At 68.7% G+C, this 24,050-nt stretch carries 23 protein-coding genes and 2 pseudogenes; 7 read left to right on the top strand and 18 right to left on the bottom strand.

The window, feature by feature from the left end; all coding sequences use genetic code 11:
* Positions 1–68: 68 nt before the first annotated feature.
* Positions 69–269: a zinc transporter Slc39a7 gene (locus tag ACWEIJ_RS44130; RefSeq protein WP_449843269.1), complete on the top strand. Its 201-nt coding sequence runs from the start codon at positions 69–71 to the stop codon at positions 267–269.
* Between the two features lie 172 nt (positions 270–441).
* On the opposite strand, the gene amcB is transcribed toward ACWEIJ_RS44130, so the two are convergent.
* Positions 442–1,524, bottom strand: a complete 1,083-nt coding sequence (gene amcB, locus ACWEIJ_RS44125) for a cyclophane-forming radical SAM peptide maturase AmcB (protein WP_449843268.1) — start codon at positions 1,522–1,524, stop codon at positions 442–444.
* A 136-nt stretch (positions 1,525–1,660) separates the two neighbouring features.
* Positions 1,661–2,290 (bottom strand): superoxide dismutase, encoded by a 630-nt coding sequence (locus ACWEIJ_RS44120; protein WP_449843267.1) that lies wholly within the window; start codon positions 2,288–2,290, stop codon positions 1,661–1,663.
* An 82-nt stretch (positions 2,291–2,372) separates the two neighbouring features.
* Here ACWEIJ_RS44120 and ACWEIJ_RS44115 point away from each other — a divergent pair, with 82 nt between their 5' ends.
* Positions 2,373–2,561 (top strand): hypothetical protein, encoded by a 189-nt coding sequence (locus tag ACWEIJ_RS44115; protein ID WP_449843266.1) that lies wholly within the window; start codon positions 2,373–2,375, stop codon positions 2,559–2,561.
* 63 nt (positions 2,562–2,624) lie between these two features.
* Here ACWEIJ_RS44115 and ACWEIJ_RS44110 read toward each other — a convergent pair whose 3' ends face one another.
* Together ACWEIJ_RS44110 and ACWEIJ_RS44105 are read right to left on the bottom strand one after the other, a co-directional pair.
* Complete coding sequence (locus ACWEIJ_RS44110; RefSeq protein WP_449843265.1) at positions 2,625–4,052, bottom strand: sigma-70 family RNA polymerase sigma factor; 1,428 nt, start codon at positions 4,050–4,052, stop codon at positions 2,625–2,627.
* 418 nt (positions 4,053–4,470) lie between these two features.
* Positions 4,471–4,869: a BlaI/MecI/CopY family transcriptional regulator gene (locus tag ACWEIJ_RS44105; RefSeq protein WP_449843264.1), complete on the bottom strand. Its 399-nt coding sequence runs from the start codon at positions 4,867–4,869 to the stop codon at positions 4,471–4,473.
* Between the two features lie 72 nt (positions 4,870–4,941).
* Here ACWEIJ_RS44105 and ACWEIJ_RS44100 point away from each other — a divergent pair, with 72 nt between their 5' ends.
* Positions 4,942–5,877 carry a M48 family metalloprotease gene (locus tag ACWEIJ_RS44100; protein ID WP_449843263.1) on the top strand — a complete coding sequence of 312 codons (936 nt, stop codon included), beginning with the start codon at positions 4,942–4,944 and terminating at the stop codon, positions 5,875–5,877.
* A 3-nt stretch (positions 5,878–5,880) separates the two neighbouring features.
* Here ACWEIJ_RS44100 and ACWEIJ_RS44095 read toward each other — a convergent pair.
* Positions 5,881–6,057 (bottom strand): annotated as a pseudogene (locus tag ACWEIJ_RS44095) (sensor histidine kinase); the annotation flags it as partial.
* Positions 6,045–6,533, bottom strand: a pseudogene (locus ACWEIJ_RS44090) (response regulator transcription factor); the annotation flags it as partial. The pseudogenes ACWEIJ_RS44095 and ACWEIJ_RS44090, both read right to left, overlap by 13 nt.
* A gap of 99 nt (positions 6,534–6,632) precedes the next feature.
* Here ACWEIJ_RS44090 and ACWEIJ_RS44085 point away from each other — a divergent pair.
* On the top strand, positions 6,633–7,244 hold the full coding sequence (locus tag ACWEIJ_RS44085; protein WP_449843262.1) for a DedA family protein: 612 nt from the start codon (positions 6,633–6,635) through the stop codon (positions 7,242–7,244).
* Here the strand turns inward: ACWEIJ_RS44085 and ACWEIJ_RS44080 are convergent.
* On the bottom strand, positions 7,225–7,899 hold the full coding sequence (locus ACWEIJ_RS44080; protein WP_449843261.1) for a response regulator transcription factor: 675 nt from the start codon (positions 7,897–7,899) through the stop codon (positions 7,225–7,227). The two genes, ACWEIJ_RS44085 and ACWEIJ_RS44080, sit on opposite strands and share 20 nt — an antisense overlap.
* Positions 7,900–7,986: 87 nt before the next feature.
* Here ACWEIJ_RS44080 and ACWEIJ_RS44075 point away from each other — a divergent pair, with 87 nt between their 5' ends.
* Positions 7,987–8,559 (top strand): phosphatase PAP2 family protein, encoded by a 573-nt coding sequence (locus ACWEIJ_RS44075; protein WP_449843260.1) that lies wholly within the window; start codon positions 7,987–7,989, stop codon positions 8,557–8,559.
* On the opposite strand, the gene ACWEIJ_RS44070 is transcribed toward ACWEIJ_RS44075, so the two are convergent.
* Genes ACWEIJ_RS44070 through efeU form a run of 3 tightly spaced genes read right to left on the bottom strand, consistent with a single transcriptional unit; the run spans position 8,528 to position 11,743 of the window.
* Positions 8,528–9,754: a histidine kinase dimerization/phospho-acceptor domain-containing protein gene (locus ACWEIJ_RS44070; protein ID WP_449843259.1), complete on the bottom strand. Its 1,227-nt coding sequence runs from the start codon at positions 9,752–9,754 to the stop codon at positions 8,528–8,530. The two genes, ACWEIJ_RS44075 and ACWEIJ_RS44070, sit on opposite strands and share 32 nt — an antisense overlap.
* A 31-nt stretch (positions 9,755–9,785) precedes the next feature.
* Positions 9,786–10,907 carry an iron uptake system protein EfeO gene (efeO, locus tag ACWEIJ_RS44065; protein ID WP_449843258.1) on the bottom strand — a complete coding sequence of 374 codons (1,122 nt, stop codon included), beginning with the start codon at positions 10,905–10,907 and terminating at the stop codon, positions 9,786–9,788.
* Between the two features lie 14 nt (positions 10,908–10,921).
* Positions 10,922–11,743, bottom strand: coding sequence for an iron uptake transporter permease EfeU (gene efeU / locus ACWEIJ_RS44060; RefSeq protein WP_449843257.1), 822 nt, complete (start codon positions 11,741–11,743; stop codon positions 10,922–10,924).
* 148 nt (positions 11,744–11,891) lie between these two features.
* Between efeU and ACWEIJ_RS44055 the strand changes: the two genes are divergently transcribed.
* Together ACWEIJ_RS44055 and ACWEIJ_RS44050 are read left to right on the top strand one after the other, a co-directional pair.
* A complete protein-coding gene (locus tag ACWEIJ_RS44055) occupies positions 11,892–12,440 on the top strand; it encodes a DUF998 domain-containing protein (RefSeq protein ID WP_449843256.1) in 549 nt (182 codons plus the stop codon).
* Positions 12,441–12,734: 294 nt separating this feature from the next.
* Entirely contained in the window at positions 12,735–12,896 is a 162-nt protein-coding gene (locus ACWEIJ_RS44050; RefSeq protein WP_449843255.1) for a hypothetical protein, read from the top strand.
* A gap of 31 nt (positions 12,897–12,927) precedes the next feature.
* Here ACWEIJ_RS44050 and ACWEIJ_RS44045 read toward each other — a convergent pair whose 3' ends face one another.
* The 8 genes from ACWEIJ_RS44045 to ACWEIJ_RS44010 are packed head-to-tail and all read right to left on the bottom strand — an operon-like array spanning position 12,928 to position 23,995.
* Positions 12,928–13,503: a TetR/AcrR family transcriptional regulator gene (locus tag ACWEIJ_RS44045; protein WP_449843254.1), complete on the bottom strand. Its 576-nt coding sequence runs from the start codon at positions 13,501–13,503 to the stop codon at positions 12,928–12,930.
* Between the two features lie 31 nt (positions 13,504–13,534).
* Positions 13,535–15,403, bottom strand: coding sequence for a CBM96 family carbohydrate-binding protein (locus ACWEIJ_RS44040; RefSeq protein WP_449843253.1), 1,869 nt, complete (start codon positions 15,401–15,403; stop codon positions 13,535–13,537).
* 5 nt (positions 15,404–15,408) lie between these two features.
* Positions 15,409–15,861, bottom strand: a complete 453-nt coding sequence (locus ACWEIJ_RS44035) for a hypothetical protein (RefSeq protein WP_449843252.1) — start codon at positions 15,859–15,861, stop codon at positions 15,409–15,411.
* Complete coding sequence (locus tag ACWEIJ_RS44030; RefSeq protein ID WP_449843251.1) at positions 15,858–17,912, bottom strand: endo-1,3-alpha-glucanase family glycosylhydrolase; 2,055 nt, start codon at positions 17,910–17,912, stop codon at positions 15,858–15,860. Before ACWEIJ_RS44030 ends, ACWEIJ_RS44035 begins: the two co-directional genes overlap by 4 nt.
* Entirely contained in the window at positions 17,912–18,898 is a 987-nt protein-coding gene (locus tag ACWEIJ_RS44025; protein WP_449843250.1) for a hypothetical protein, read from the bottom strand. The genes ACWEIJ_RS44030 and ACWEIJ_RS44025 overlap by 1 nt, the downstream gene beginning before the upstream one ends.
* Entirely contained in the window at positions 18,895–20,172 is a 1,278-nt protein-coding gene (locus tag ACWEIJ_RS44020) for an alkaline phosphatase family protein (RefSeq protein ID WP_449843249.1), read from the bottom strand. The genes ACWEIJ_RS44025 and ACWEIJ_RS44020 overlap by 4 nt, the downstream gene beginning before the upstream one ends.
* A complete protein-coding gene (locus ACWEIJ_RS44015) occupies positions 20,169–21,701 on the bottom strand; it encodes an ArnT family glycosyltransferase (RefSeq protein ID WP_449843248.1) in 1,533 nt (510 codons plus the stop codon). The genes ACWEIJ_RS44020 and ACWEIJ_RS44015 overlap by 4 nt, the downstream gene beginning before the upstream one ends.
* Positions 21,698–23,995: a GtrA family protein gene (locus ACWEIJ_RS44010; protein ID WP_449843247.1), complete on the bottom strand. Its 2,298-nt coding sequence runs from the start codon at positions 23,993–23,995 to the stop codon at positions 21,698–21,700. Before ACWEIJ_RS44010 ends, ACWEIJ_RS44015 begins: the two co-directional genes overlap by 4 nt.
* Positions 23,996–24,050 lie beyond the last annotated feature (55 nt).

Genomic DNA, 24,050 nt, shown 5'->3' with positions numbered 1-24,050 from the left:
TGCGGATGCGATGTTTAAGGGCGCGTGCGAGCATCCGGCGGTCAATCTCTCGCTGTGGGGAGGACCACATGGCGGACCAGCACGAACATGATGGCGCGCACTCGCACGAGCACAGCCACGGCGACGTGACCCACGCGCATGCGCACACGACGCACAACCACGAGCACGTGGAGCACGCGCACACGCATTCGCACGATGGTGAGTCGCACAGCCACGCCCACGTTCACGAGGTGGGGCAAGAAGAACAGCATCAGCACGCGCACGTGTGAGGCTGAAGGGGCGGCTCGCTGAGCCGCCCCTTCGCTCAGTTCCTGATCACCGGTGCATCTTTGAAGTGGGCGCCGGCGATGCGTTCGGTTGAGGCGTTCGTGGCGGTTCGGCGCTGCTGGATCTTGTCCTGCCAGGGCTTGGACTGGGTGGTCGCGAGTTGGTCAAGTGGGTTCATGGCGTCCTTTCGCTCGTGAGTTCGGCAAGGGCGAGCACTGGGGCCTGGATGGAGGTCCGGCAGTGCTCCGTCTCGGTGGCGGTGAAGGTGCCGTGCTCGAAGTAGCGGTTGGCCGCGTGCCCGCCTTGGCAGTAGGCGATGAACTCGCAGGTCGCCTTGCACCGTTCCAGTCCGGTGAGGAAGTCCTGGACGTACTTCAGTCGCGGGGCGCGTTCGAGGATCACCGGTAACGAGTCGTCGTTGACGTTGCCGGCGACGAAGTCCTGGTAGCCCAGCAGCTCAGGGGACAACAGCACGACGTCCCCGTTCCACGCCACCGTCGGGATGAGGTCGTGCTGGGCGTCGCTTTGTGGTTGGTGTGCAAGGAAATCCAGCAACGAGTCGACCTCTCGCACGGCCAGGCCGGGGTGCTCCAGAGTCCAGGCGAACACGTCGCGCCAGAACGCCTGGGCGACCTCACGCGATGGTGGCCGGCCGTCGACGTTGGCCGCTTCCCGAGCTTCGATGTTGAGCCCGGCCCACGGCGTACCGAGGCCGGCGATGAAGTCGAGGATCTCCGTCGCGTTGCCGGTGTGCTCCTCGGTCACGACGGCGAGCACGGTGAACGGGATGTCGTGCGCGCGCAGCGTCGCGATCCCGGCCATCACCCGGTCGAACACCTCTCGCCCGCCGCGGTCCACCCGATGCCGGTTGGCTGCTCGCGGCCCGTCGATGCTGACGCCGACCGCGATGTCGTAGCGCCGGAAGAGCTCGCACCACTCGGGCGTGATCAAGGTGGCGCCGGTCTGCACCTTGTGCTGCACCTTGCCGTCGGCGCGCAACCGTTCGAACGGATCGAGGAGCTCGGCGAACCGCTCGCGGCCGATGGCCAGCGGTTCGCCTTCGTGCCACACGACCTCGATCGGCCGCCAATGCTCCGGAATGGCGTCGGCGATCGCGCGGGCGGTGGCGGGTGGCATCTCCTGGCGTAGCCGGCGTTCGGGGAGATAGCAGTAGGTGCAGGCCAGCGGGCAGAGGCTGGTCGGCTGCAGCAGGATCTTGGTCGGCTCGGCGGTCAGCCAGTGAGCGGCCCGGTCCACCTCCTCAGCCTGGCCGGGATGCGGGGGTGTCAAGGACCGCCCGGACGCACGTGCCCTCGCCCCCTGGGCGGAGGGCGAGGGCACGCGATGGCAGCGTGGTGGCTTGTCGGAGCACCCACCTGCCAGCCTGGGAAACCTACTTCGACGGCGCGATCAGCCCGCCGTTGCCGGCGCGGGCGGCGTCGAAGCGGCGGGTCACGTCGGCCCAGTTGACCAGCGACCACAGCTTCTGCACGTAGTCCGGCCGCACGTTGCGGTACTGCAGGTAGTAGGCGTGCTCCCACGCGTCGAAAACCAGCACCGGGGTGGTGTTCATGCCGACGTTGCCGTGGTGGTCGTAGACCTGCTCCACGATCAGCCGCTGCGACAGCGGCTCCCAGGCCAGCACGCCCCAGCCGGAGCCCTGCACCAGCGAGGTGGCGGCCGTGAGCTGCTTGGAGAACGCCTCGAAGGAGCCGAAGTGCTCGTCGATCGCCGCGGCCAGCTCGCCGTCGGGCCGGTCGCCGCCGTCGGGGGAGAGGTTGTCCCAGAACATCGTGTGCAGCACGTGCCCGGACAGGTTGAACGCGAAGGTCTTCTCCAGGCCGACGATGCCGGAGAAGTCCTCCTTCTCGCGCGTCTCGGCGAGCCGCTCGAGCATGTCGTTGGCGCCCTTGACGTAGGCGGCGTGGTGCTTGCTGTGGTGCAGCTCCAGGATCTCGCCGGTGATCGCGGGCTCCAGCGCCGCGTAGTCGTAGGGCAGATCCGGCAGCACGTACTGGCTCATCGGTCTCTCTCCGGGGACGGCTTCGTGGTGGGTGCCGCCAGCCTTTCGTAACAGCCATAATCTTGCAACAGGGAGGTGGTTGATGGACGAGTACGACTTGACCCCGGCCGGCGCCCACGAGCTCGCCTCGCTGGTCACGCCGCTGAGGCGCCTGGTGCGCCACTGTTTCTCCGGCCCGCCCAGGAACAGGGACGAGGAACGGTTCGCCGGGATCGTCTACGGCTGGCAGGTGCCCGGTGCGGGTGGCCCTGCTTGTCGCCCCTGCGGTTGATCTCTCACCTGATCATGGTGCGTCCTCGTCCGGCTGAACACCGCCCGATGTGGAACAACCGCGCTAGCTGATCGTGATGCTGATCGTCACCTGCACTGGTCCGGCGGTGCCCTTGATCGTCCCGTCGCCCGCCTTCTGGCCGGCCTGCAGGCGGGCCTTGAACGTGATCGTCTGACCCGGCACCAGCGTCTGGCCACCGGGGCACGTGACGGTGCCCTTGCCGGCTGGGCAGCCGACCGAGCCTGAGGGCACCTTGCCCGGCCCGACCGTCTTGATCTTGTCCGGGAGGTTCAGCGTGAGCGTTGGCACTTCGGTGGGCGCGGTGCCCGTGTTGGTGATGCCGATGGTCATCTCGTAGGGCGGGCCGTCGGTCGTCATGGCCATTTTGCTCGGTGCGCTTCCGGACAGCTTCGGTGTCCCGGCAGGCCCGGGAACCGTCGTCGTCGGCCCGGCGGGCCCGTTGGTCCCGGTCTGCTCCGCGCTGGTGGCGGCCGCACCCGAACCGGCGGTGGGCCCAGTGGACGCGACACCTGAGTTCGGCGTGGAGCTCGACGATCCGACCGACTGCTGCCCGCTTGTGATGATCGTGGTGATCACCGGGGCCGCGCCGGGAGGGGCGCTTGCGTTGCTGTTGTGGTTCGTCGACGTCGTGACGCCGGAACCGGCGACGAGCAAGACGGCGGCAGCGGATGCGACCACCCCGATCCGCGACGATGCGCTCAGCGAGATCGTCGCGCCGCTGGTCGCCGCGGCGGCCAGGTAGCCGGCGGTGCCCGTGCCGAGCACGATCGGCGCGACCAGGCCGCGCAAAGCCGCGTTCACGTCGGACAGTTCGCTCGCGAGCTTGCGGCATTCGGCGCAGTCGTCCATGTGCGGGTCGAGCTGGGCCACCTCGCGTCCCTTGAGCCCGCCCGGCGTCCACGCATCGAGCTTCGTCACCGTCGCGCGGCACCGTTCCGCCGGCTCCTGCGCCACGTGCACCTGCAAGAATGCCTTGCGCAGACCCTCGCGCGCACGGAACGCCATCGCGGAGACGCCGTTCGCGGTCAGTCCCAGCAGCGGCGCGATCTCGTCGGGCGACTGGCCCTCGATCGCGGTGTGCCACAGGACCGTCTGCCAGCGCTCGGGCAGCGACGCGAACGCCGACGCCGCGAGCGCCTGGTCCAGGTCCTCGACCGCCTTGTCGCGGAACGGCACGCTCGTCGCCCGCGTGGCGCCGGGAACCTCCTCGACGTTGTCGGCGAGCTTGAGCCGCTTCTCCTTGCGGGTCCGGTCATAGGCCGCGTGCCGCACCGCCGTCAGCAGGTACGGCCGGAACGCAGCGCCAGGGCCGCCACCGGTGCGCAGCGCGGCGAGAACCTTGGCGAACGCGTTCGACACCAGATCGTCCGCGTCCGAGGAGGACGTCGACAACTGCAGCGCGAGGGTGTTCGCGGCACGCGCGTGGCGTTCGTAGAGCTTCCCGTAAGCCTCGACCTTGCCGTCTCGCACGGCGTCTATCAGGTCGGCGTCCGAGGGCGGTCGTCTACGCTGCCCGATCAAAAAATGCCGCCTAACGTCCTGCCCACTGATACGCGCGGACCTTATCGAGTTGTCTCCGCGCGAACAATCCGCGCATCCGAACCTGACACTGATACAGAGGTTTCAGGGCGGGTAAGTCTTGACCAACTCAGGTGCGGTCTGGCGCGTAGCTCACGCTGCCATCGTGACGGACCTCCTGGCGCCGGTGCGCGTGGCGGTACTGATCGAGCGGCACAGCCTGCCCTCCGACCACGCCGTGCCCTCGCCCCGGTCACGCGCCTCATGTGGCTGACCGGCGCAATGCGAAGCTTTCCTGGAGCACGTGCGTATTACGACCACGAACTCGGGCACCGCGAGCCGGAACCCCTTGGTCGCCCAACGAAGCGGATCAATCGTCCAGCGTGCCGAGCAGGTTCCTCAGGAGGTCTTCGTCCTGCTTGCTGAGGCCGCCGACGAACCTGGCGAGCACCGGGCCGTGGTCCTGCTCGCTTTCCAGCAGGCGGCCCATGCGCCAGGCGGTGAGCGCGGGCGGGTCGGCGACCGCGGAGTAGCGGTAGGCGCGGCCGTCGCGTTCGCGGGTGACCACGGCCTTGTCGTGCAGGCGGGTGAGGGTGGTCACGACGGTGCTGTAGGAGAGCGAGGCCGTCGGGTCGAGCCGGTCCTTGACCTCACCCGGAGTGAGGGGTTCTTCGGCGTCCACGAGGGCTTGGAGCACCTGGGAGGCGAGCGTCCCCGGCAGGCGGCGGGCGGGCGGGCGCCCGGCCGGTTCGCTCCTGTCGCTGGTCACGTGGCGGATGGTACAGACGCGCCGGGTGCCCGGCAGGTGTGAGACTGTGGGATCGCCGGGAGGAGGGTAGGGATGCTCGACCATTTCCTGTGGTCTGTTCTCATCGCGCCCGTCCTGGTCGTGACGGGCGGCACGGTGCTGGCCGACCGGATCCGTCCGGATCTTGCGGTGAGAGTCCTGGCGTTCTCCGCTGTCGCCGCGGCCGCGATGAGCACGGTGACCCTGTTGGCGTTCGCGCTCAAGGCGTCGGCGGAGCTGCCTGTGGTGGCGCGGTGGGGCGGCTGGTCCGTTGACGTGGTGGTCGCCGACGCAGTGCAGGCGCCCTGGGTGCTCTGGTTGTCGGTCGTCTGGACTGCTGTCGTCGTATGCGCCGTGACGGTGGCTTCGGTGCGACGGCGGCGTGTGTTGCGCGAGGTGCGGGCTGAGGTGGGCTGGCTCGACGCCGGCGATGGTGATGTCGTGCTGGTGGAGGACGAGCGGGTTGACGCGTTCGCTGTGCCGGGTTGGCGAGGCGGTCCCAACCGGATCGTGGTGAGTACCGGGGTTCTGCGGGTGCTTGACGAACGGCAGCGCGCGGCCGTGATCGCGCACGAGCGTGCGCACCTGGTCGGCGATCATCATGTGTTGATGTGGATCACCAGGCTTTCGGCGATCGCGCATCCGTTGCTGTGGCTGGTCGTGCACAAGGTCGCCTACCTGGTCGAGCGTGCGGCGGACGAGGCTGCGGCGGCGGAGGCAGGCCAGTCGCGCAGAGCCGTGGCGAGGGCGATCGGTGTCGCCGCACTGGCCGCCGCGGGGGCTGAGACTCCGCGGCGCGGGCACGTTCTGGCCGCGCTCGGTGCCCTGCCCGGTGTGGTGCCCCGGCGTGTTTCGGCCCTTCTCGTTCCCCGGCAACGCCGTCGGTGGCCGAGCCTCGCGCTGGTGCTCGTCTGTGCCGCCACGGCGGTCTGGACCGTTGAATGCGTCCTCGACCTGCACGAACTGCTGGTGCTGGCCTCGTCGCGGTGAAGGTCAGGTGAAGTGCTGCCTGGTGGGCAACAGCACCTCCAGCCGCGTGCCGCCGCCGGTGCGGTTGACCGCGCGCACGGTTCCGTTGTGGCTCGCCACGATCGCCAGGCCGAGCCCGGAGCCCGGCAGAGCCCGCGCCGCTTCCGCCCGGTAGAAGCGGTCGAACACGTGCGGGAGATCGAGAACTCCGTGCGCGTCAGCGTGAGCGGCCGCGCACCACGGCGCACGTCACGTGTGGCCGGTCGCATCACGAGGTCGTCGAACCGCAGCTCGTCGCCGGGCACACCGGCCTGCAGGCCGCCCCGCCGCAGCAGTGCCCGGACGCGCGCGAGCAGTTCGACCAGGGAGAACGGCTTGGCCAGGTAGTCGTCGGCACCCGCGTCGAGCCCGGCGACGCGGTCGGTGACGTTGTCGCGTGCGGTGAGCATCAGCACGGGTGTGATGTCGCCGCCCGCCCGCAACGCGCGGCACGCATCCAGGCCGCCGAGCACGGGCATCATCACGTCGAGGATCACACCGTCCGGCCGGTCCCTGCGGATGGCCTCCAGACCTTCCGCGCCGTTCGCGGCCACGCTGACCTCGTAGCCCTCGAACCGGAGGGTGCGAGAGAGGGAGTCCCGGACGGCGGCCTCGTCGTCGACGATGAGCACGTGCACGGCGGCTCCCGAGGTGCGGAGGAACGTTCGCAGTCGAATCTACATCCCTGTAGATTCAGATTGCCGTCCGTTAACCTTCCGCCCGCCAGACTGGGGTTCGTGAACGTCATCGCCGTGAACATCCTCGATCCGCACAGCCTGCTCGCCACGTTCGGCCCGGTGGGCGTGTTCGTGGTGATGTTCGCCGAGACGGGGCTGCTGGTCGGGTTCTTCCTGCCCGGTGACTCGCTGCTCTTCACCGCCGGCCTGGTCTCGGCCACGGCGCTGCACCTGTCGCTCGGCTGGGTCGTCGTCGCCGCGGCCGCGGGTGCGATCCTGGGCGCGCAGACCGGTTACTACCTCGGCAGAGCGGCGGGGCCACGCCTGCTGACGAGGCCTGACAAGCCCAAGCTCGTGCAGGCCACCCAACGCGCCGAGGAAACGCTGACCAAGTACGGCGTCGGCAAGGCGATCGTGCTGGCCAGGTTCATCCCGCTGGTGCGCACCGTGCTCAACCCGCTCGCGGGCGCACTCCGCGTTCCGGTCGGCGTGTTCACGGTGTGGCAGGTGGTGGGCGGTCTGCTGTGGGCGGTCAGCCTGCCGGTCGCTGGACACCTGCTCGGTAGCCGGATTCCGAACATCGACACCTACCTGCTGCCGATCATCGGCGTGATCGTGCTGCTGTCGGCGATCCCGGTGCTGCGTGAACTGCTCAAGGCGCGGAAGGCGTGACGTCGAGGCGGTAACCGTGGCCGCGCAACGTGGTGATCTCCGGAGCGCGGCCGGACAGCTTGCGGCGCAACGCGGCGATGTGCACGTCGAGCGTCTTCGTCGAGCCGTACCAGTGCGCGTCCCACACGTCGGCCATCAACGCCTCGCGGCTCACGGCGTTGCCCGGCTCCTCCGCGAGGCGGGCCAGCAGGTCGAACTCCCTGGCACGCAACGACACCTCGGATCCGTCCACGGTCACGCGCCGGGCTGAGGTGTCGATCCGCAGCCGTCCCACGGTGATCACGTGCTCGCTGGGCGAGGCAGGGCCGCGCCTGAGGTGGGCCTTGATGCGCGCGTGCAGCTCGCCGAGCCGGACGGGTTTGGTGAGGTAGTCGTCCGCGCCGGCCTCCAGGCCCATCACGACGTCCATCTCGTCCACCCGCGCGGTCAGGATCACCACCACCGCCTGCGGCATCGTCGACCGCAGCTCGCGGCACAGCTCCACACCGTCCACATCGGGCAGTCCGAGGTCGAGCAGGACGAGGTCGGCCGGCTCGGCGAGGCGTGCGGACGCGCCGGTGGACGACCACCGCACCTCGTAACCGTGCAGCCGGAGACTGGACTCCAGCGCCTGGCCGATCGTCGCGTCGTCCTCGACCAGCAGCACCTTCTGCATGTTCCCGACGATAGCGACGCGAAGGCAAACCGCCAGTTAACCCGACGAGTACGAGTTGTTGTCCTTGCCCTGCCTAGCTTGGGCGAGGTGACGGAAACGCAATGGCTGGTCGCGGCGGAGGAGTGGGTGCACCGCGAGGTGTGGCTGCAACAACCCCTCGTGGTCTTCAACGAGTTCGGCTTGGTGCTGCTGGGAGTTTTCGTGCTGGCGTTGCTGGTCTGGGCGGTCAGGACACGACGACCCGGCGTGGTCGCGCAGGCATTGTGGGTGCCGATGTCGATGGCGGTCGCGCCCGCGGTCGGTCTCGTCGTGAAGAACATCGCCGCCGAACCACGCCCGTGCCGCGTGGTCACCGACGTGCCGTTGCTGCTGCCGTGCGAGGCGCCGACAGATTTCTCGTTCCCCAGCAACCACACCACGATCGCGGCGGCGTTCGCGGTGTCGCTGTTGCTGCTCAACCGCCGCTGGGGTGCGGTGGCAGCGGTGTTCGCGCTGGCGATGGCCGTCGGCAGGGTCCTGGTCGGCGCCCATTACCCGCACGACGTGCTGGCCGGGCTCCTGCTCGGAGGACTCGTCGGCGCCTGCGGCCTGCTGGTGGCGAAGCCGTGGCTCGCCCTGGTCGGCAAGGTCATGCCGATTCGGTCGGCAGCAGCAGGGTGAACCTGGTCGGAGAGCGGTCGGTGAGAGCCAGCCGCCCGCCCTCCGCTTCCGCGAGGCTGCGGGCCAGGGCGAGGCCGATGCCGTGACCGGTCGCCGACCGCGGCCGGGGAGCGAACGGATCGGTCCCGCCCAGATCACCCTCGTCGGACACGTCGACCGCGAACGCGCCGGCTGTCTCCCTCGCCGTCACCGACACTGTGCCGCGGCCGTGCACGATCGCGTTGTCCACCAGCACGTTCAGGATTTGCCGGACCGCCGCATCGGATGCCACGAGCGGAGGTGCGTGCCGCAGGTCGACGCGCAGGTCCCGGCTTCGGGGCGCCAGCTGTGCTCGCCACGCCGTCTCTGACAGCACCTCGTCGAGCTTGACGGTGGTGCGAGCCGGTCGTGGCGAGTCGCGGGTGAGGGCGAGCAGGTCGTCGATCGTGCGTTCCAGCTGGTCAGTTGCCTGCACACCGATCTCCAGCGCGGGCCGCGGATCGGCGGAAGCTTCCAGGGCTGCCTCCAGCTGGAGCCGGAGTCCGGTCAGCGGCGTGCGGAGCTGGTGGGACGCCCGCGCGGTGAAAGCCCGCTCGCGTTCGAGCGTGTCGCCCAGTCGGCGCGCGGTGGCCGTCAACGCGTCCGCGACACCGTCGATCTCCATGATGCCGCACGGTGTGGCGCGCACGGTGAAGTCTCCGTCGCCGAGATCGCGGGCGAGGTCGGCGAGGTTCTCGACGGGCCGTGTCAGCCGGGCGGCCATCCGCCGGGCCACCCGCCAGGTGACCAGCACGGCCAGCGCCGCGCCCACCGCCATCGCGAGCCACACCAGCAGGGTCAGCGCGACCACCTCGGTCAGCGTGGTCGACGCGCGCACGACCGCCACGACCTGACCGGACTTGAGGATCGGCACCGCGACCACGATCTCGGTGGACGTCGAACCGGCGACGTCCCGCGTCCGCGCCGCCTCGGCGACCACCTCGTCGGAGGCCTCACCGGGCCGGAGCACCGTGATGGTGGCGTCCGGGGAGGTGGGCGGTGCGATCCCGGCCGGGTCGTCGGCGATCGACAACGCGGCCCGGACCGCGATCCGTTCCAGCTCGGCGCGTTCGTCGCCGAGGTTGTACTTGGCGACGCCGACGGCCAACGGCAGACCGAACAGCACAATCGCCAGCACGGCCGCGGAGACCGCCAGCGTCACGATCCGTTGGCGCATCGGCTCAGTCTGCCCGAACTGGTCTCGCCCCTCAGGACGAGACGACCTCGGCGACCTTGCTCACCGGCTCGCTGAGCGCGTCCAGAGCGGTCGACAGAGCCTTGACCTCGTCCGGGGTCAGCTCGTTGTAGGACTTGAACCCGTCCCCCTTGCGGTGCGACTCCAGGAGCTTGTCCAGTGCGGCGAACTTTTCGTCCAGTGTGGACAGCATGGCGGCGTTCTTCGCCTGGATCACCGGGCGCAGCACGGCGATCGCGGCCTTGGAGCCGTCGACGTTGCCGCGGAAGTCCCAGAGGTCGGTGTGCGAGTAGCGGTCCTCCTCGCCGGTGATCTTGCCGGTGGCGACCTCGTCGAGCAGGCTCTTGGCGCCGTTGGCCGAGTCGAGCGGCTTGAGCTCGACGCTCTTGGCCAGCCGCACGACCTCGGCTACGTCCGTGCGCAGCCGGTCCGCGATGGAGGACGTGTCGGCCTGCACGCCCGAAACCCAGAGGTCCTTCTCCAGCCGGTGGAAGCCGGTGAACTCCAGGCCCTCGGCCACGACGTCCTCACGGCCGTCGATCTTCGGGTCGAGCTCGCCGAAGCTGCTCGCGACCGGTTCGATGCGCTCCCAGTAGGTGCGGGCGATGGGGAACAGCGCCTTGGCGTCGTCGAGCTTCCCGGCCTTCACGGCATCGGTGAACTCGGTGGTCTTCGCGAGGAAGCTGTCGGCCTGGGAATTGACGTACCGCTGATAGCTCGCGGTCGCCTCGCGCAGCGCGGCATCGGTGTCCGCGGACTTCTTGCCGTCACCGGTGACGGTGAACTCGTTGCGGATGCCGTCGCCCTTCATGCCGGGCTTGCACGCGGTCTGCAGCTTGCCCGCCTCGCCGACCTCCACGATCAGCCTGCGGGTCAGGCCGGGGCCGATGTTCTCGACCTCGCCGAGGATCCGGTCGCCCTCGGCGTAGAGGTAGAACTCGGTGGCCTTGGTGCCCTTGTTGGTGATCTCGAAGGTGACGTTGCCGGTGTTCGCGGTCGGCCGGGCGACCTTGCAGGCGTCGTCGGAGGCCTCGACGGTGATCGGCCCGTCCGTGCCGGAGGCCTTGTCCTGGGTGGAACCGCAGGCGGTAAGCACGAGCAAGGCGCTCGCCGCGAGAATGCGGGCAGTCTGCACAGGGATTCGCTTTCTCACTTGGCTTCCACACGGACGCGCGGCCGGATCAGGAACAGCGGCAGCACCACGGCCACGTAGGCGAGCCAGGCGAAGGCCTGGACGACGGTGGTGCGCTGCGAGTAGTTGAAGATTCCCTTGAGCAGGGTGCCGAACCACGAGTCCTCCGGGACGGCGTCGCTGAGGTCGAACGCGAGCGTGTTCAGGCCGGGGATGAACGCGGCCTCCTGCAGGTCGTGCAGCCCGTAGGCGAGCACCCCGGCCGCGACGAACACCAGCAGCGCGCCCGTCCACCGGAAGAACTTGCCCAGGTCGAACCGGATCGCGCCCCGGTACAGCAGGAACGCGAGCCCCACCGCGATCGCCAGGCCGGCGAGGAACCCGATCAGCGGCTGGACCGTGCCGGCGCCCGCACTGTCCACGCTGGAGTAGAAGAACACCGCCGTCTCAAGGCCTTCCCGGCCCACTGCGAAGAACGACAGCACGATCACCGCACGCGGTCCGAGGTCGAGCGCCTCGCCCAGCCGTCCGCGCAGGTCGGAGGCGATCGTCCGGGCGGTCGCCCGCATCCAGAAGATCATGCCGGTGACGAACACGACGGCGATGATCGACATGAGGCCGCCGAAGATCTCCTTCTGCTGGAACGTCAGCGTGGCCGCGGTGTAGGTGATGACCGCGCCGACCGCGACTGACAACGCCACCGCGATCCCGACGCCCGTCCAGACGTACCGCAGCGCGTCCCGCCGGTCGGTGCGCACCAGGAACGCGATCAGGATGCTCACCACCAGCGCGGCCTCGAGTCCTTCGCGCAACCCGATCAGCCCGTTGTTGACGAGCACGTGCCACCACCCTTGGTCAGGTAAGCCTTCGCTTAGTTCTACTGGACTGTAGAAGACGACGGGCGGTGTTTGTCAAGCCGGGGTGTTCTCATCGAAACAGCGGGTGGATCTTCATCGTTCTCTCATCCGGCGCAGGCACTTTCGTGCCATGAAGCTCGCCCTCCTGCCGTCCGCCGCCCTGGCCGGGGCCGCGGCGATCGTGCTCGGTCTGGGAGCGGCCGCACCGCTCGACCCGATCGCGAACGTGATCAGCGACTACGGGCTGGCCGGGCCGACCGCCACGTTCTACGCGGTGTCGGTCGCGTTGCTCGTGCTCGGTGGCACGACCGCGTTCGCAGGGCTGCCGGTGGGCGCCGCACTGCGGTTGTGGCAGGCGGGCCTCGCGCTGTGCGTGATATTCCCGACCAACCGCACGAGCACCGACACCACGTTCGCGGGCGAACTGCCCCGCATCGGCGGGGGACTGGCACTGGTGTGCCTGCCGCTGGCCGGCTGGCAGGTCGCCTGTGCTCTCGACGCCACGCAGATCGGCACCTGGACGGCGACAGCGGTGGCGGCGTCCGTCCTCTTCGGACTCGCTCAGTTCTCCTGGACACCGCTGACCTACGTGCGCGGCCTGCTCGAACGCGTCGCGCTGGCGGCGCAGATCGGCCTGTTGCTGGTGATCGCGCACGCACCCCGCCGGAGGCTCGCATGACCTTCCTCGCGATAGCTCTCGCAGTCGTGGCAGCATGTTGCTTCGCCGCCACTGTCCACTTGCAACACCGAACCGTGCGCACGACCAGGGCCTCGCGGGTAGTGCTCGACCCTCGCTGGCTCGCCGGTGGCGCTCTCGCGGCGACCGGCGCCGGCCTGCACGTCTTGGCGCTCACGCTCGCCCCCGTCACGGTGGTGCGGCCCATCGGTGTACTGAGCCTGGTCGTCACGGCGTTCGTGACGGGGCAAGGCCCGGCGGGCGGCCCTGGTAGTCGCGGCGGGCACGGCGGCGTTCGTGCTGCTCTCCGCCACCAACGCGCCTGCCTCCACGGTGACGAACCTGCCGCTGGTGGACTTCGCCGCGGCGTCCTCGGCGGTGCTGTTCGGTCTCGCCTCCACGCTCGTCACGGCGGCTACTGCGCCGGGGTCAGCTGGGCATTCTGCGTGCTGCTGGTGACGAACAGGTTGTGGTCGGACAGCTGAAGTGATCAACCGGTTGGTCGACTCGGGTGCGCTGACTTGTGCGGCGGGCGACCTTTGACCGCGTAGTCGGCCAAGCCGCGTTCGAGCAGGTTCAGCGCATCGTCCATCCCGGCGGTGCCGAAGCCTGCCCGCAGCGCCCCGATCAGCGCGACCGCCGCGACGAACGGTTCGGCGGATCCGGCCGGAGCACAGGTCTGCGCGGCCAGCACGTCGGCCAGCGCCTGCTCGTAGCGCGCCAGCATTGCACGCAGATGGTTCCGCAACGTGTCGCTGTCCGCCACGATGCGGTCGAGCACACCGGCCGGATGATGCTCCGCCCGCATCCGGCGGACAGCGGTCAGCGCTGTTGTGCCGGGGGCCCGGTCGCGGATGGCCGCGACCAGGCTCTCGAGCGCGGTCTCGTGTTCGTCGAAGACGAGATGTGCCTTGGTGGGGAAGTAGTTGTAGACGGTCTTGTTCGACACCTCGGCGGCGGCCGCGATCCGGGCGACGGTGACGTACTCGAACCCGTGCTCGGAGAACAGCCGGACGGCCGCCGCCGCTATTCGCTGCCGCGTGCGTTGCTTCTTGCGTTCGTTCACACCTCGCACAGCGCTCCGTTCCCGTACCTCCCTAGTGGCAGGTCCTTGATCCGGAGTCGGTGAACGGGGTGGTGGGGTCGGCCACGAACGTCCAGTCGTAGCCGGTGGGACGCATGGTCAGCTTCATGACACCGAAGATGTTGCTCTTGTGCGTCTGGCTGTTGGGCTCGATCGTGCCGAAGCCGGTGAAGAACGACCCGCCGGTGCCCACGATGATCTCCTGGATGCCGTTCGCGTTGTCGAGTGCGCCGGACGGGTTCTGCGGCGCGAACCGCTCGTAGCTGTGGGCGTGGCCGGTCAGCAGGAGGTCGACCCCGGCCGCGTACATCGTGTCGACCAACGGCGCGGTGTCCGGGAACGCGAAGCTGTTCGAGCTCCAGCGCGGGCGATGGAACATCGCCGCGGTGCAGAGCTTCGGGTTCGCCGCCAGGTCGGCCGCGAGCCACTGCTGCTGCGGTGAGCCGGCCGCGCAACCGCTGCCGCCGCTGATGCGGGTGCACTCGGAGTTGAGCACGACGACATGCCACTCGCCGATGTTGAAGCTGTACCAGCCGTCGCAGTTCTTCGTGCAGCCCGGTTGCAGTGGTGTGGCGGCGTTGCCGAAGTAGGTGAAGTAACCGCCGGCGCCGCTCGTGCCGTACTCGTGGTTGCCCACGACCGGGCGTGTGATCGTCTTCAGACGTCCCCACGACGGGTCGTAGCTCGCGTTGAAGTTCGCCAGTGACCCGCTGTTGTACTGCTCGTCGCCGAGCATGAACACCGCGGCCGGCGAGATTCCCAGCGCGATGTCGGAGACCGCCTTCATGCGGCACGCGGTCGCGGTTCCGTTGCCCCCGTTGAAGTTGGCGTCATCGGGCGCGCAGGCGGCGTCACCGGCGACGACGACGACCGGCGAGCCCGGCGGTGGCGGAGGCGGCCCCGCCTCGAACACGATCTCCGGCTTGTTCGTGCCCTCGCGGCTGTCGAACGACCGCGACGACGTGCTGGCCGTGGTCAGCGCGAACGAGTACAAGCCGTTGGCGGTGACCTTGGACGTGACGTCGTAGGAGACCCACGTGCCCGCGGTCAGCGCCCCGGAAGAACCGAGCTGGGCGCCGATGGGCGGCGCGTTGTTGTATGTGACACCGGTTTCGGACCAGGTGGTGTCGGCGACCGCGGACAGCAGCACGGGCGTGGAGCCGGACGTCTGGCTGAACACCCGCAGTGTCGCCTTGGCAGGTGGCGCGGTGAGGCCGGTGACGTTGAACCTCAGGTAGGCGTTGGTGACGGGTGATCCGTCGACCCGCAACGTGGTCGACGTGCCGAAGTTCGCGGTCGGCTGATCGGCCTGCACGTAGGTGTCGGCCGGGCCGGCCGGTGGTGGCGGTGGGGGTGGCCCCGCGTCCTCGAGCACGAGCTGGGGTTTGTTGGTTCCTTCGCGGCTGTCGAAGGTCCGCGAGGCGGTGCTGGTCGTGGTCAGTGCGAACGAGTACGACCCGTTGGCGGTGACTCTGGCGGTGACGTCGTAAGAGAGCCAGGTACCGACGGTGACCGCGTTCGAGCCTAGGGCGGCGCCGATGGCAGGTGCGTTGGTGTAGTTGATGCCGCTCTCGGTCCACGTGTTGTCAGCGACGGCTGACAGTGTGACGGCGGTAGAACTTCCGGTGGCGTTTACCCACACACGCACCGTTGCCTTGCTGGGTGCGGTGGTGAGGCCGGAGACGTTGAAGCGCAGGTAGCCGTTCGTCACGGGGGATCCGTCGACCCGAATGCCTGTTGCCGCACCGAAGTTCACCGCGGGCTGGTCCGCCTGGACGTAGGAGTCGGCGACCGGTTGCAGCGTCGTACTCGCGGCAGCCACGGGTGCCGCGAGCACCGCGAGCCCGAGGATCGGCACGGCCAGCAGAGGAAGTCGTTTCATCGCCGTCACTCCTCGTTGTCCAGGATCTCGTCGATGTGGTCCAGTGCGGCGGAACGCAACGCCGCGCCCTCGTCCATCCGTTGCCGCATCGTCGCGAGGTCACCGGCCACACACGCCTGCGCCGCCCGCACGAACTCGGACAGGCCCGCGTCCACCGGGGCCTGGAGCTTCACCTCCGGCACGCGGGAGCCGAACCCGATCTGCCACGTGGCGACCGTGAGGCGGGCACACACGGCGCGGGACGGAGCTGTGAGGTTCCGTGCCGCCTGCAGCGCGTCGTTCAGCTCGATCTGCCGCTTCTCCCTGTTCTTGAACCACCGCTGCACCAGCGGGTTCTCACCAGGGCTGACGTGTTGTTGTGCTGCCGTCGGTGCTGGTGCCTGCGGTAGAGCCGAGGCGGCCGATCCACAGCACATGGCGGCGACGGCGGTGATCGTGACTGCTGTTCGAATGCTCATTTCACCGAACACCTTCCTGTGCCGGAATCTCCTGCCTGGGCACCGGGTTCCGCGGCGAACCGCCAGTCGTACCCGTCCGGGCGCAACGTCATGCCGAGCACTCCGTACACGCCCTCGATCCGGCTCTCACTGCCCTGGGCGAGGGTCCGGATCCTGTAGTGGCTGTCGCCGCCGGTACCGACGACGAACTGGCGAACACCACCCGCCGCGTCGACGGACCCGTCCGGCCGCAGCGGTGCGAACCGTTCGTAGTCGTGGTCGTGGCCCGTCAGCACGACGTCGACGCCCGCTTCGTACATGGCGCGCCAGAAGGCGTCGTAGTTCGGGTTGCTGCCGTGCGTGCCGGACGACCACCGCGGCTGGTGGAAGTACGCCAGGGTGCACTTCGCGGGATGTGCGGCGAGGTCCGCGCGCAGCCACTGCTCCTGGGGTGAACCGCCGCCACAGCCGCCGATCCGCTCACACTCCGAGTTCAATGCGATCAGGTGCCAGCCTGCGAGGTCGTAGCTGTAGTAGCCGGCCTCACGGTCACCCGCCGCCGCGCCGAAATAGTCGAAGTACCCCTTCGCGCCGGAAGTGCCGTACTCGTGGTTGCCGACGACGGGGTACGAGATGTCCTTGAAACGGCCCCATGTCTTGTCATACCCCTGCTGGTAGCGGGCGAGACTGCCGTTCGGGTACTGGTTGTCCCCCAGGGGAAGCACCGCGTCGGGCGTCATCGCGGCGACCAGGTCGGCGGTTGCTCTCTCCTGGCACGGCCGCGGCTGGTCGGCCTCCTCGTCGCTGAACCCCTCGGGGTCCGGCGGGCACGCGATGTCGCCCGCCGCCGCGATCGTGATCGACGCGTCCGACCGCACCGGTTTCGCGCCGAGGTAGTACTGCGTCTGGTGTCCTGGCTGAGTGTCGTTGTGCACGGTGGACGACTGGGACGTGCCGGGGGAGTCCGCCGCGAGCACGCCGGCCATGCACGAGGCGGTCAGCATGCCGCCCAGCGTCACGATCGCGGCCCGTCCGCCGCGGCGCCAGAGCAGCAGCACCATCACCAGTCCGAGCAGTCCTCCGACGATGACGAACGGGCCGGGCAGACCGGCCGCGGACTCGGCGGAGCTCGAGTCGTCGGCGAGGGGACCGAGTTCCGGCACGGGCGCCGAGATCAGATCGTGCAGCACCGCGAGGTACCTGTCGCCGTAGTTGACGCTCGGCTCGACGTGCGAGTTCTCGCTGAACTCGTTCCAACTGATCAGGCCGAGCGCGTCGGGCGACGACTTCACGGCGTTGTCGTACTGGCGGCGCAACGTGTCGCCGTCACTGCGGTCCACCACGCGGGTTCCGCCGATCATCCTGGCGTCGAAACCCGGTGCGAACGGCGCGAACCACAGACCGTGGTGCCTGTGCACGGCATCGCTCATCGCCGCGAGCTTCGCCGCGGCGCTGGTGTCGCGCTGCGGGTCCATCGACGACCAGTAGTAGGCGTTGCCGTCGACGACGTTCGCCACGCGCTCGTAGTCCTCGACGCTCTTCTCCGAGCCGAGCACCAGCAGCTTGTCCCGTACCGGCGCGCTCGCACGGGCGATGTCGTCGGCCGCGAACTTCCAGCTGCCGGACCAGATCACCACCGGTTTGCCGAACGTCGAGAACACCGGGTCCGTGCCGTAGCGGTCGCGGAACAGCCGGAGGTCATCGGCCACGTGGTCGATCGTGAGCGGGTTGCGCTGGAAGTCCAGCGCCTCGTAGATGATCGCGAGCCGGAAGTCCTCCGCCCGAGCAACAGTGGCCAGGGTCTGCAACCGGCGGTCGTTGGCAGGACTGGACTTCCAGCTCACGATGAAGCCCGTGATGCCCGCGCTCCTGGCCTGCCGGATGTGCTCGCGCATGATGCGGGAGTCGTCACTGGTGTAGCGGCCGAGCGCGGGGTAGTCGGACTTCGCGCGATCCCAGGAGGTCTTGTCGAACCAGATGTAGTAGTAGGCGAACACCGGTTGCGCCGGTTGGGCCACGGCGGAGACCGGCGTCAGGAAGAGCAGCACGAGGATGACCGCGAACAGCCGCATCAGCCCTCCTCGGCCCGGCGTGTGCGCATGCGGCGTCTGCCCAGCAGGAAGAGGCCGGCGAACACCAGCAGCGCCAGCACCACGATGACGACCATGTCCACATAGGACAGGATGCGCAGGTCCACGTGCTGGCCGCGGGACAGCGTGATCTGCTGCGACCCGGTGTAGCCCGCCGCCGAGACCGCGACGTTGTAGTTCCCGCGCGCCAGGTTGTCCACGGCCACCGAGCCGTCCTGGCCGACGGCCAGGTTCTCCGTCCGGCCGTCCGGGTAGGTGAGTGCCACCTCGGCGTTCATGGCGTTGCCGAACAACAGGTCCTTGACCTGGAACCGCACCGAACGCAGCAACACGACGAACGTCGCCGTGGTCGTGCGGGCCGGCACGATTCGCTGTTCGCCCGCGTTGACCACGTTCGCGCCGTCGATCTCGACGCTCTGCAGGTAGTACGTGACCTCCTTGCCGACCGCGGCCGTACCTTCCTGAACCGGCCGGACCGCCGTCAGCGGTACCTCCTGCACACCGCGCAACGTGTGCGTCTGACCGGAGTCGCTGCGCAGGGTGAGCGCGCTGACCCGCGCTGGCGAGACCGGGTTGTGCGCCTGGTCGACGAACTCGTACCGCACCCGTCTCGTGGACTGGAACGCGACCTGCAACCGCCGGTTGTGCTTCATCGCCAGATCGGTCAGCACCGGGGCGAAGCCCAGGTCGCGCTCGCCCTGGCCGAACCAGCGGACGAAGTCGATCGACCCGTCGGCGAGGTCGAGCTTCGGTGTGGTGAGCTCCAGGCGGTGCGCGTCGTTGTTGCGGGGCAGCGTGAGCCGCACCGCGCCCTTCACGTCGGGTACGACCTGCTGACCGTCGAGCACGAACCGGGCGGACGGCATCGGCGGCACCGTGATGATCTCCAACGTCCGCTCGGTCGGCGCCGCGTGCGCGGGCACGGGCAGCATCACGAGGACGGTCAGTGCGGCGAGGAGGGTTCTCATCGGTTCCGCCTCCTGAGTGCGACGGGGATGACGACACACGCGGCGGCCGCCAGCAGGGCGAAGGCGTAGGCGAGGTAGATGACGAGCCGGGCTCTGCCGGTGGACACGGCCGGCTGCTGGGCGGTGTCGACCAGTTCCGGCGGGCGGGGTGGTGAGGCGAAGTCGAAGGCGCTGAACAAGTTCGCCGACGCGGCGTCACGGGTTCCCAGCGGAGCGAGTTTCCAATTGTCCTCCACGAACTTCAGCACAGACGTGTAGTCGGCCTGGGTGTGGTCGATGTGGCCGCGCCGCGAATAGGCGCTCATCAGCAGCGCGGGCACGCGGAACCCGTAGCCGTGCTCGTCGACCTTGGGCGGCGCCACGTGGTCGTAGAAGCCGCCCCACCCGTCATAGGTGAGCAGGAACGCCGAGTTCGACCAGTAACGGCTGCGTGCCAGCTCGGAGGTCATGGTGCGAACCAGGCTCTGACCTGCCTGGATGCGGCTCGGCGGATTCTCGCTCGACCCGGACGACACGACGTACGCGACCGCGGGCAGCGTGCCCGCGGCGAGGTCGCGGTAGTACTCGCTCAGGTCGACGATCCTGCTCGCCAGCTCCGGGTTGTCCCTGAATCGCTGGAAGTTCAGCAAGGGCACCTTGGTCGCCTCGCCGGCGCCCTTCGGGTCGTAGTGCTCTATGTAGAACTTCCACGGCAGCCCCTGCGCCTGCAGCCGGTCGAAGATCGTCGGGATGTCGCCGTAACCGCCGGGCGGCACCTGCTCGCCGCCGGTGGGGGTCGGCACGCCGGCCACCCAGTAGAAGTGGTTGAGCCTGCTGCCGGCCAGCGCCGAGCTGAAGAACTTGTCGAACAGGGTGAACCTGTCCGCGATGTTCCAGTAGTACGGCAGGTCGGCGCCGTCGTAGTAGCCCATCGTGTTCGTGCCGTCGCGGCCGTTCTTGCGGAAGGCCTCGACGAAACCGTTCATCTTGCCGCCGTTGTACTGCGCGCGTTGCGTCGCGGGCCGGTGGTCGAGATCGGACGGCGACTGGTCGCCGAGCCGGAACGGTTTCACACAACGGTCGGCGCTCAGGTTGTCGGTGCTGTGCGGCATGCAGACGTCCGCGGGGATGCCGTCGGCGCCGGGATAAGTGCCGAAGTAGCTGTCGAACGAGTGGTTCGACTGCATCATCACGACGAAGTGCTCGATCGGTGTGGTGGTGGTCCGTTGCCCGGCCACCGCCGTACCGGGCTGCCCCAGCAACAGCAGCCCGGCGACCAGCAGACAGCGGATCATGGCCGCACCTCGTAGACGATGATCACCGGCGTGCTGACGCCGCTGAGGTCGAGTGTCTCGGTGTGCAGGGCGACGCCGTGGTACTTCTCGACGTACCCCATCAGCTGCTCGGAGAAGAACGGCGCGCGGCTCGCGGAGTACGCGTCCCAGACGACATAGGACAGTGCGCCCTCACGCAGCTGTCGGTCAGGGTTGTCGATCGGCTCATAGGAAGGGTTGCGCCGCAACGGATTGGTGCTCACAGACAACGCGTAGGCCTTGCGGTTGCCGTAGAACCGGACCAGGTTCGCCATCGTCGGTCCGAGTGTCATCACGTTGCTGCCGAGGGGGAGGTTTGCCCTGATCCACCGGCCGGCCTCGCGTCCGGCGGGCACTCCGCCCGACCCCGCGAGGTATGTCGCCGTGGGTGCCGGGTTGACACCGAGCCAGCTCGGCACGAGCAGGCTCAGCAGCAGGGCCACGATCAGCAGTGCGCGCATGCGGCGCCATGGGAAGGAAATCTGCATGATGGCGCGCGCGGCCAGCAGTGCGAGCGCCGGTGCGAAGAGAAGCAGGTACTGGTACCCCTTCACCGGCCACAGCTCGAAGAATCCCAGTGGCAGGAGGATCCAGCACAGCAGCAGCACCTCGCGCCAGCTGCTCTGGCGCCGCAGGAGCCAGAGCCCGGCGACGGCGAGCAGCAGGACGCCCGGTCCGACGGCGGCCGGAATCTCCACGCCGTAGAACGCGAGACTGTGGTTTGGGCGCCGGAACAGCTGCCACACCAAATAGTTCTGGCCCGTGCCGGTACGTCCGGAGAACAGCAGCGACAGCGGATACGCCGCCACGACGACCAGCATGACGCCGACGCTGATGAGCACCGTGCGCGGTAGCACCCGGACGTCGTGGCGCAGCAGGAAGAACGCGACCACGGCGAACAGCAGGATGACCGCGATCTCCTTGGTCAGCACGGCGAGCCCGAGCGCGGCGGCGGCCGAGTAGAGCCAACGTCCGCCGCGGTCGAGACAGAACCGTGCCACGCAGTAGAACGTGAGCACGGCGAAGAACGTCTGCGGCCCATCGAGCAGCACCTGGCGCGTCACGATCACGTGGTAGGGCATCACGGCGAGGATCGAGGCGGCCAGGAGCCCTGCTTCCCGGCTGTACATCCGGTTGCCGAGCAGGTAGACCAGGACGATCGTGCCGAGCCCGAACGCGACGGAGAGCAGCCGTGCGCCGAGGTCGGACACGCCACCGAGAAAGCCGACCGACAGCAGAGTCTGGAACAGCAGCGGGTGCGCGCGGAAGATCGGGAACAACGACGACAGCGTGTCGTCGCCCGCGATGCTCGCGGCCTGTCCGGCGTAGACGGCCTCGTCACTGTTGAGGCCGACCGCACCGAGCGCCCACACTCGCAGCAAGGTGCCCGCAGCCAGGATCGCGATCATCATGTGGACCGGACGTGGCTGGAAGCGCTTCTTCGGCACGGCAACGGTGGCCGTCGGTTCTTCTTCGACGTCCACCGCCTGCCGTGACGCGAACAGCGTCATACCCAACCTCCGGTCGTGGCTTCGGCGTCGACGAGTTCCGGAATCAGGTCGGCCCACGTGAAGTCCGGAGTGGACAGCCAGCGGGCGCGCAGCCTGCCGATGGCGGACTCGAGGATCGCTCTTTCCTTGCGGCGCAACGTCAGGTGGTCGTCCTCGCCGATGACGATCGACGGTGCGAGCTGCCGGAACGGCGGGAATTGGTAGGCGTCCTCGGTGTTCGCGAGCAGCGTCGCCATCGACTCGGTCTCGGACAGCTCGCCCATCCCGAACTCACCGCGTTCGATGACGAACAGCTCGCTCGCCTTCGTCTCCGGGATGATCTCGCACGGCAGCAACCGGTCGACCGCGAACTTGGGCGGCGGCACCACCCGCTGGGTGAACGCGTTCACACCCATGATCGGCAGGTTGAGCTGGCTCAGCATGAGCGCGAACTCCCTGCCTCCCTTGGAATGCAACCTGCTCTGCAGCCGCAGCCTGCGCCATTCCTTCGGGCTGAGTTCGTGCGACCGCACGGCACGCAACGTGTGGTGACTGATCGTCAGCGGCTTGGGGAAGCACCCGATTCGCCCGTCCGGGTAGAGGATCGTCATGTCGTCGGAGAGGAACTTGGCGTTGTGCTCGCGGACGAGCCGTAGCACCGTGCCCGTCTTGCCGGTGTCGGTCCTGGCCGAGATCAGGACGCCGACCCCGTCCAGTTCGACGCAGGCCGAGTGCAGCAGCATGACCCCGCGGGACACGGCGACGAACCGCAGCAACGCCTCGAGGATGTTGGTGTACACGACGTGCGGCGAGTGGGCGAGCGTCTGGGACACGACCACGGTGATGGGATCGCCAAGCCCGACCCGGAAGTTGGCGCCGAGCCTGCCGAGGTGTTCGCAGTAGCCGATGGCGGGCGGCGTGGTGAGGTGCGTGAACACCGCGCGCGGCAGTGGTCTGCGGTCACCCACCGTGCCGACCCGGATCTGGATCTCCGTGTCGTGGCCGAGCCACTGGGAGCGGAAGTACTCCAGTTCTGGCAGCTGTACCTGCGAGCCGATCGTGACGAGACCGGGGATGGCGTAGCGGAACGGCAGGTAGCGGGTCGGTGGCGGAGCGGGTCGGTGGCCGTTCTTCCGCTGAAGGGGCAGTACGGGCTCGTATGGGATGTTGACGACGACACGTATGGGTTCGCGGGGCTGGTCGACGGTGTCCGGCGCGGGCTCGCCGCGACCGTAGATCGCGGAGTCCGCCACGACGAAACGCACCAGGAACAGCAGTCCCAGCGTGAGCGCGTTGGCCAGGAGAACATCGACCTGGGCGCCGTCGACCAGGAGGGCGAGCAGCGGCAGCCGCAGGAGCAACGCCGCATGGTTGAGCAGGAAGAACCTGACTCCGCGTGACCGTGTGGTTCCTGGCTTGTCCCTGCGGTACAACAGGAGTTCGGTGAGCGCGAAGAGCCAGCAGGTGGATGCCTCGGTCGCCACGACGGCGGCGATCAGGTAGTGCACCTGAAGCACTTGCAGGTGCAGCAGCCACAGCACGGCGGTGTTCACCACGAGTCCGGACAGTCCGATGAGTCCGAACGCGACGGCGCGCATGACCCACGCGCCCGGTGAGGCCGCCGCCGAGCGGGCTGTCTGCTGCAGGAGCAACGAGCCGCGCAGGCGGGCCAGGTGCCCGGCGAAGGAAAGGCCACGGCGGACGGTGCCCGCGCGGGCACCCGTTTCCCGGGCTTCGCGGTGGTACGGCACCTCCGCCATGCGCAACCGAGGGTGGCGGATCAGTAACTCCATGAGCGCGCGGAACCCGTTGGGCCGCAAGCGGTCCAGGTCGACGGCGTCCCGGCGGACCGCGAAGAACCCGCTGGTCGGATCCGTCGGCTGCGCGAGCTTGCGAGGGAACACGGCCTTGGCGATGGCGTTCTTGATGTTGCCGGCCGGTGCGCGGGTGGCGATGACGAGGTCGACGTCCCTCGACCGGCCGACCTCGGCGAGCGAGGTCGCGAGCTGAGGCGGGTGCCGCAGGTCGCCGTCCATCACGACGATCCACCGGCCAAGTGCCGCGCGCATTCCGGCGAGTACGGCGCCGACGGGGCCACCATGACCCTCACCCGGCGCGGGGTGCACCTGACGGACTGGTAACGGGGCGTCTTCGGCATCGGCGCGCACCGCGGTCGTCATGTCGGCGCGACCGGCCAGCACGATTTCCACAGAGGACTTTCCGATGACGTGCCCCAGACGTCTCAGGACCTCGCTCAGGTTCTGAGAAGTGTTTTGGGTCGGAATCACGACGCTGACGTCGAATGCCTGGTTCATAGCTACCCCTTGCGATCCCGGCCAGATGGTGAACGGACGGTGAACGGCCGGGACG

It is taken from the genome of Lentzea sp. NPDC004789 (genome assembly GCF_053601075.1).
This window is presented reverse-complemented; position numbering and strand designations above follow the sequence as displayed.

Coding starts and splice junctions, on each gene's coding strand:
- ACWEIJ_RS44130 (WP_449843269.1), top strand. CDS start 69: ATGGCGGACCAGCACGAACATGATGGCGCGCACTCGCACGAGCACAGC.
- ACWEIJ_RS44120 (WP_449843267.1), bottom strand. CDS start 2,290: ATGAGCCAGTACGTGCTGCCGGATCTGCCCTACGACTACGCGGCGCTG.
- ACWEIJ_RS44115 (WP_449843266.1), top strand. CDS start 2,373: ATGGACGAGTACGACTTGACCCCGGCCGGCGCCCACGAGCTCGCCTCG.
- ACWEIJ_RS44100 (WP_449843263.1), top strand. CDS start 4,942: ATGCTCGACCATTTCCTGTGGTCTGTTCTCATCGCGCCCGTCCTGGTC.
- ACWEIJ_RS44080 (WP_449843261.1), bottom strand. CDS start 7,899: ATGCAGAAGGTGCTGCTGGTCGAGGACGACGCGACGATCGGCCAGGCG.
- ACWEIJ_RS44070 (WP_449843259.1), bottom strand. CDS start 9,754: ATGCGCCAACGGATCGTGACGCTGGCGGTCTCCGCGGCCGTGCTGGCG.
- ACWEIJ_RS44055 (WP_449843256.1), top strand. CDS start 11,892: ATGAAGCTCGCCCTCCTGCCGTCCGCCGCCCTGGCCGGGGCCGCGGCG.
- ACWEIJ_RS44040 (WP_449843253.1), bottom strand. CDS start 15,403: ATGAAACGACTTCCTCTGCTGGCCGTGCCGATCCTCGGGCTCGCGGTG.
- ACWEIJ_RS44035 (WP_449843252.1), bottom strand. CDS start 15,861: ATGAGCATTCGAACAGCAGTCACGATCACCGCCGTCGCCGCCATGTGC.
- ACWEIJ_RS44030 (WP_449843251.1), bottom strand. CDS start 17,912: ATGCGGCTGTTCGCGGTCATCCTCGTGCTGCTCTTCCTGACGCCGGTC.
- ACWEIJ_RS44025 (WP_449843250.1), bottom strand. CDS start 18,898: ATGAGAACCCTCCTCGCCGCACTGACCGTCCTCGTGATGCTGCCCGTG.
- ACWEIJ_RS44020 (WP_449843249.1), bottom strand. CDS start 20,172: ATGATCCGCTGTCTGCTGGTCGCCGGGCTGCTGTTGCTGGGGCAGCCC.
- ACWEIJ_RS44015 (WP_449843248.1), bottom strand. CDS start 21,701: ATGACGCTGTTCGCGTCACGGCAGGCGGTGGACGTCGAAGAAGAACCG.
- ACWEIJ_RS44010 (WP_449843247.1), bottom strand. CDS start 23,995: ATGAACCAGGCATTCGACGTCAGCGTCGTGATTCCGACCCAAAACACT.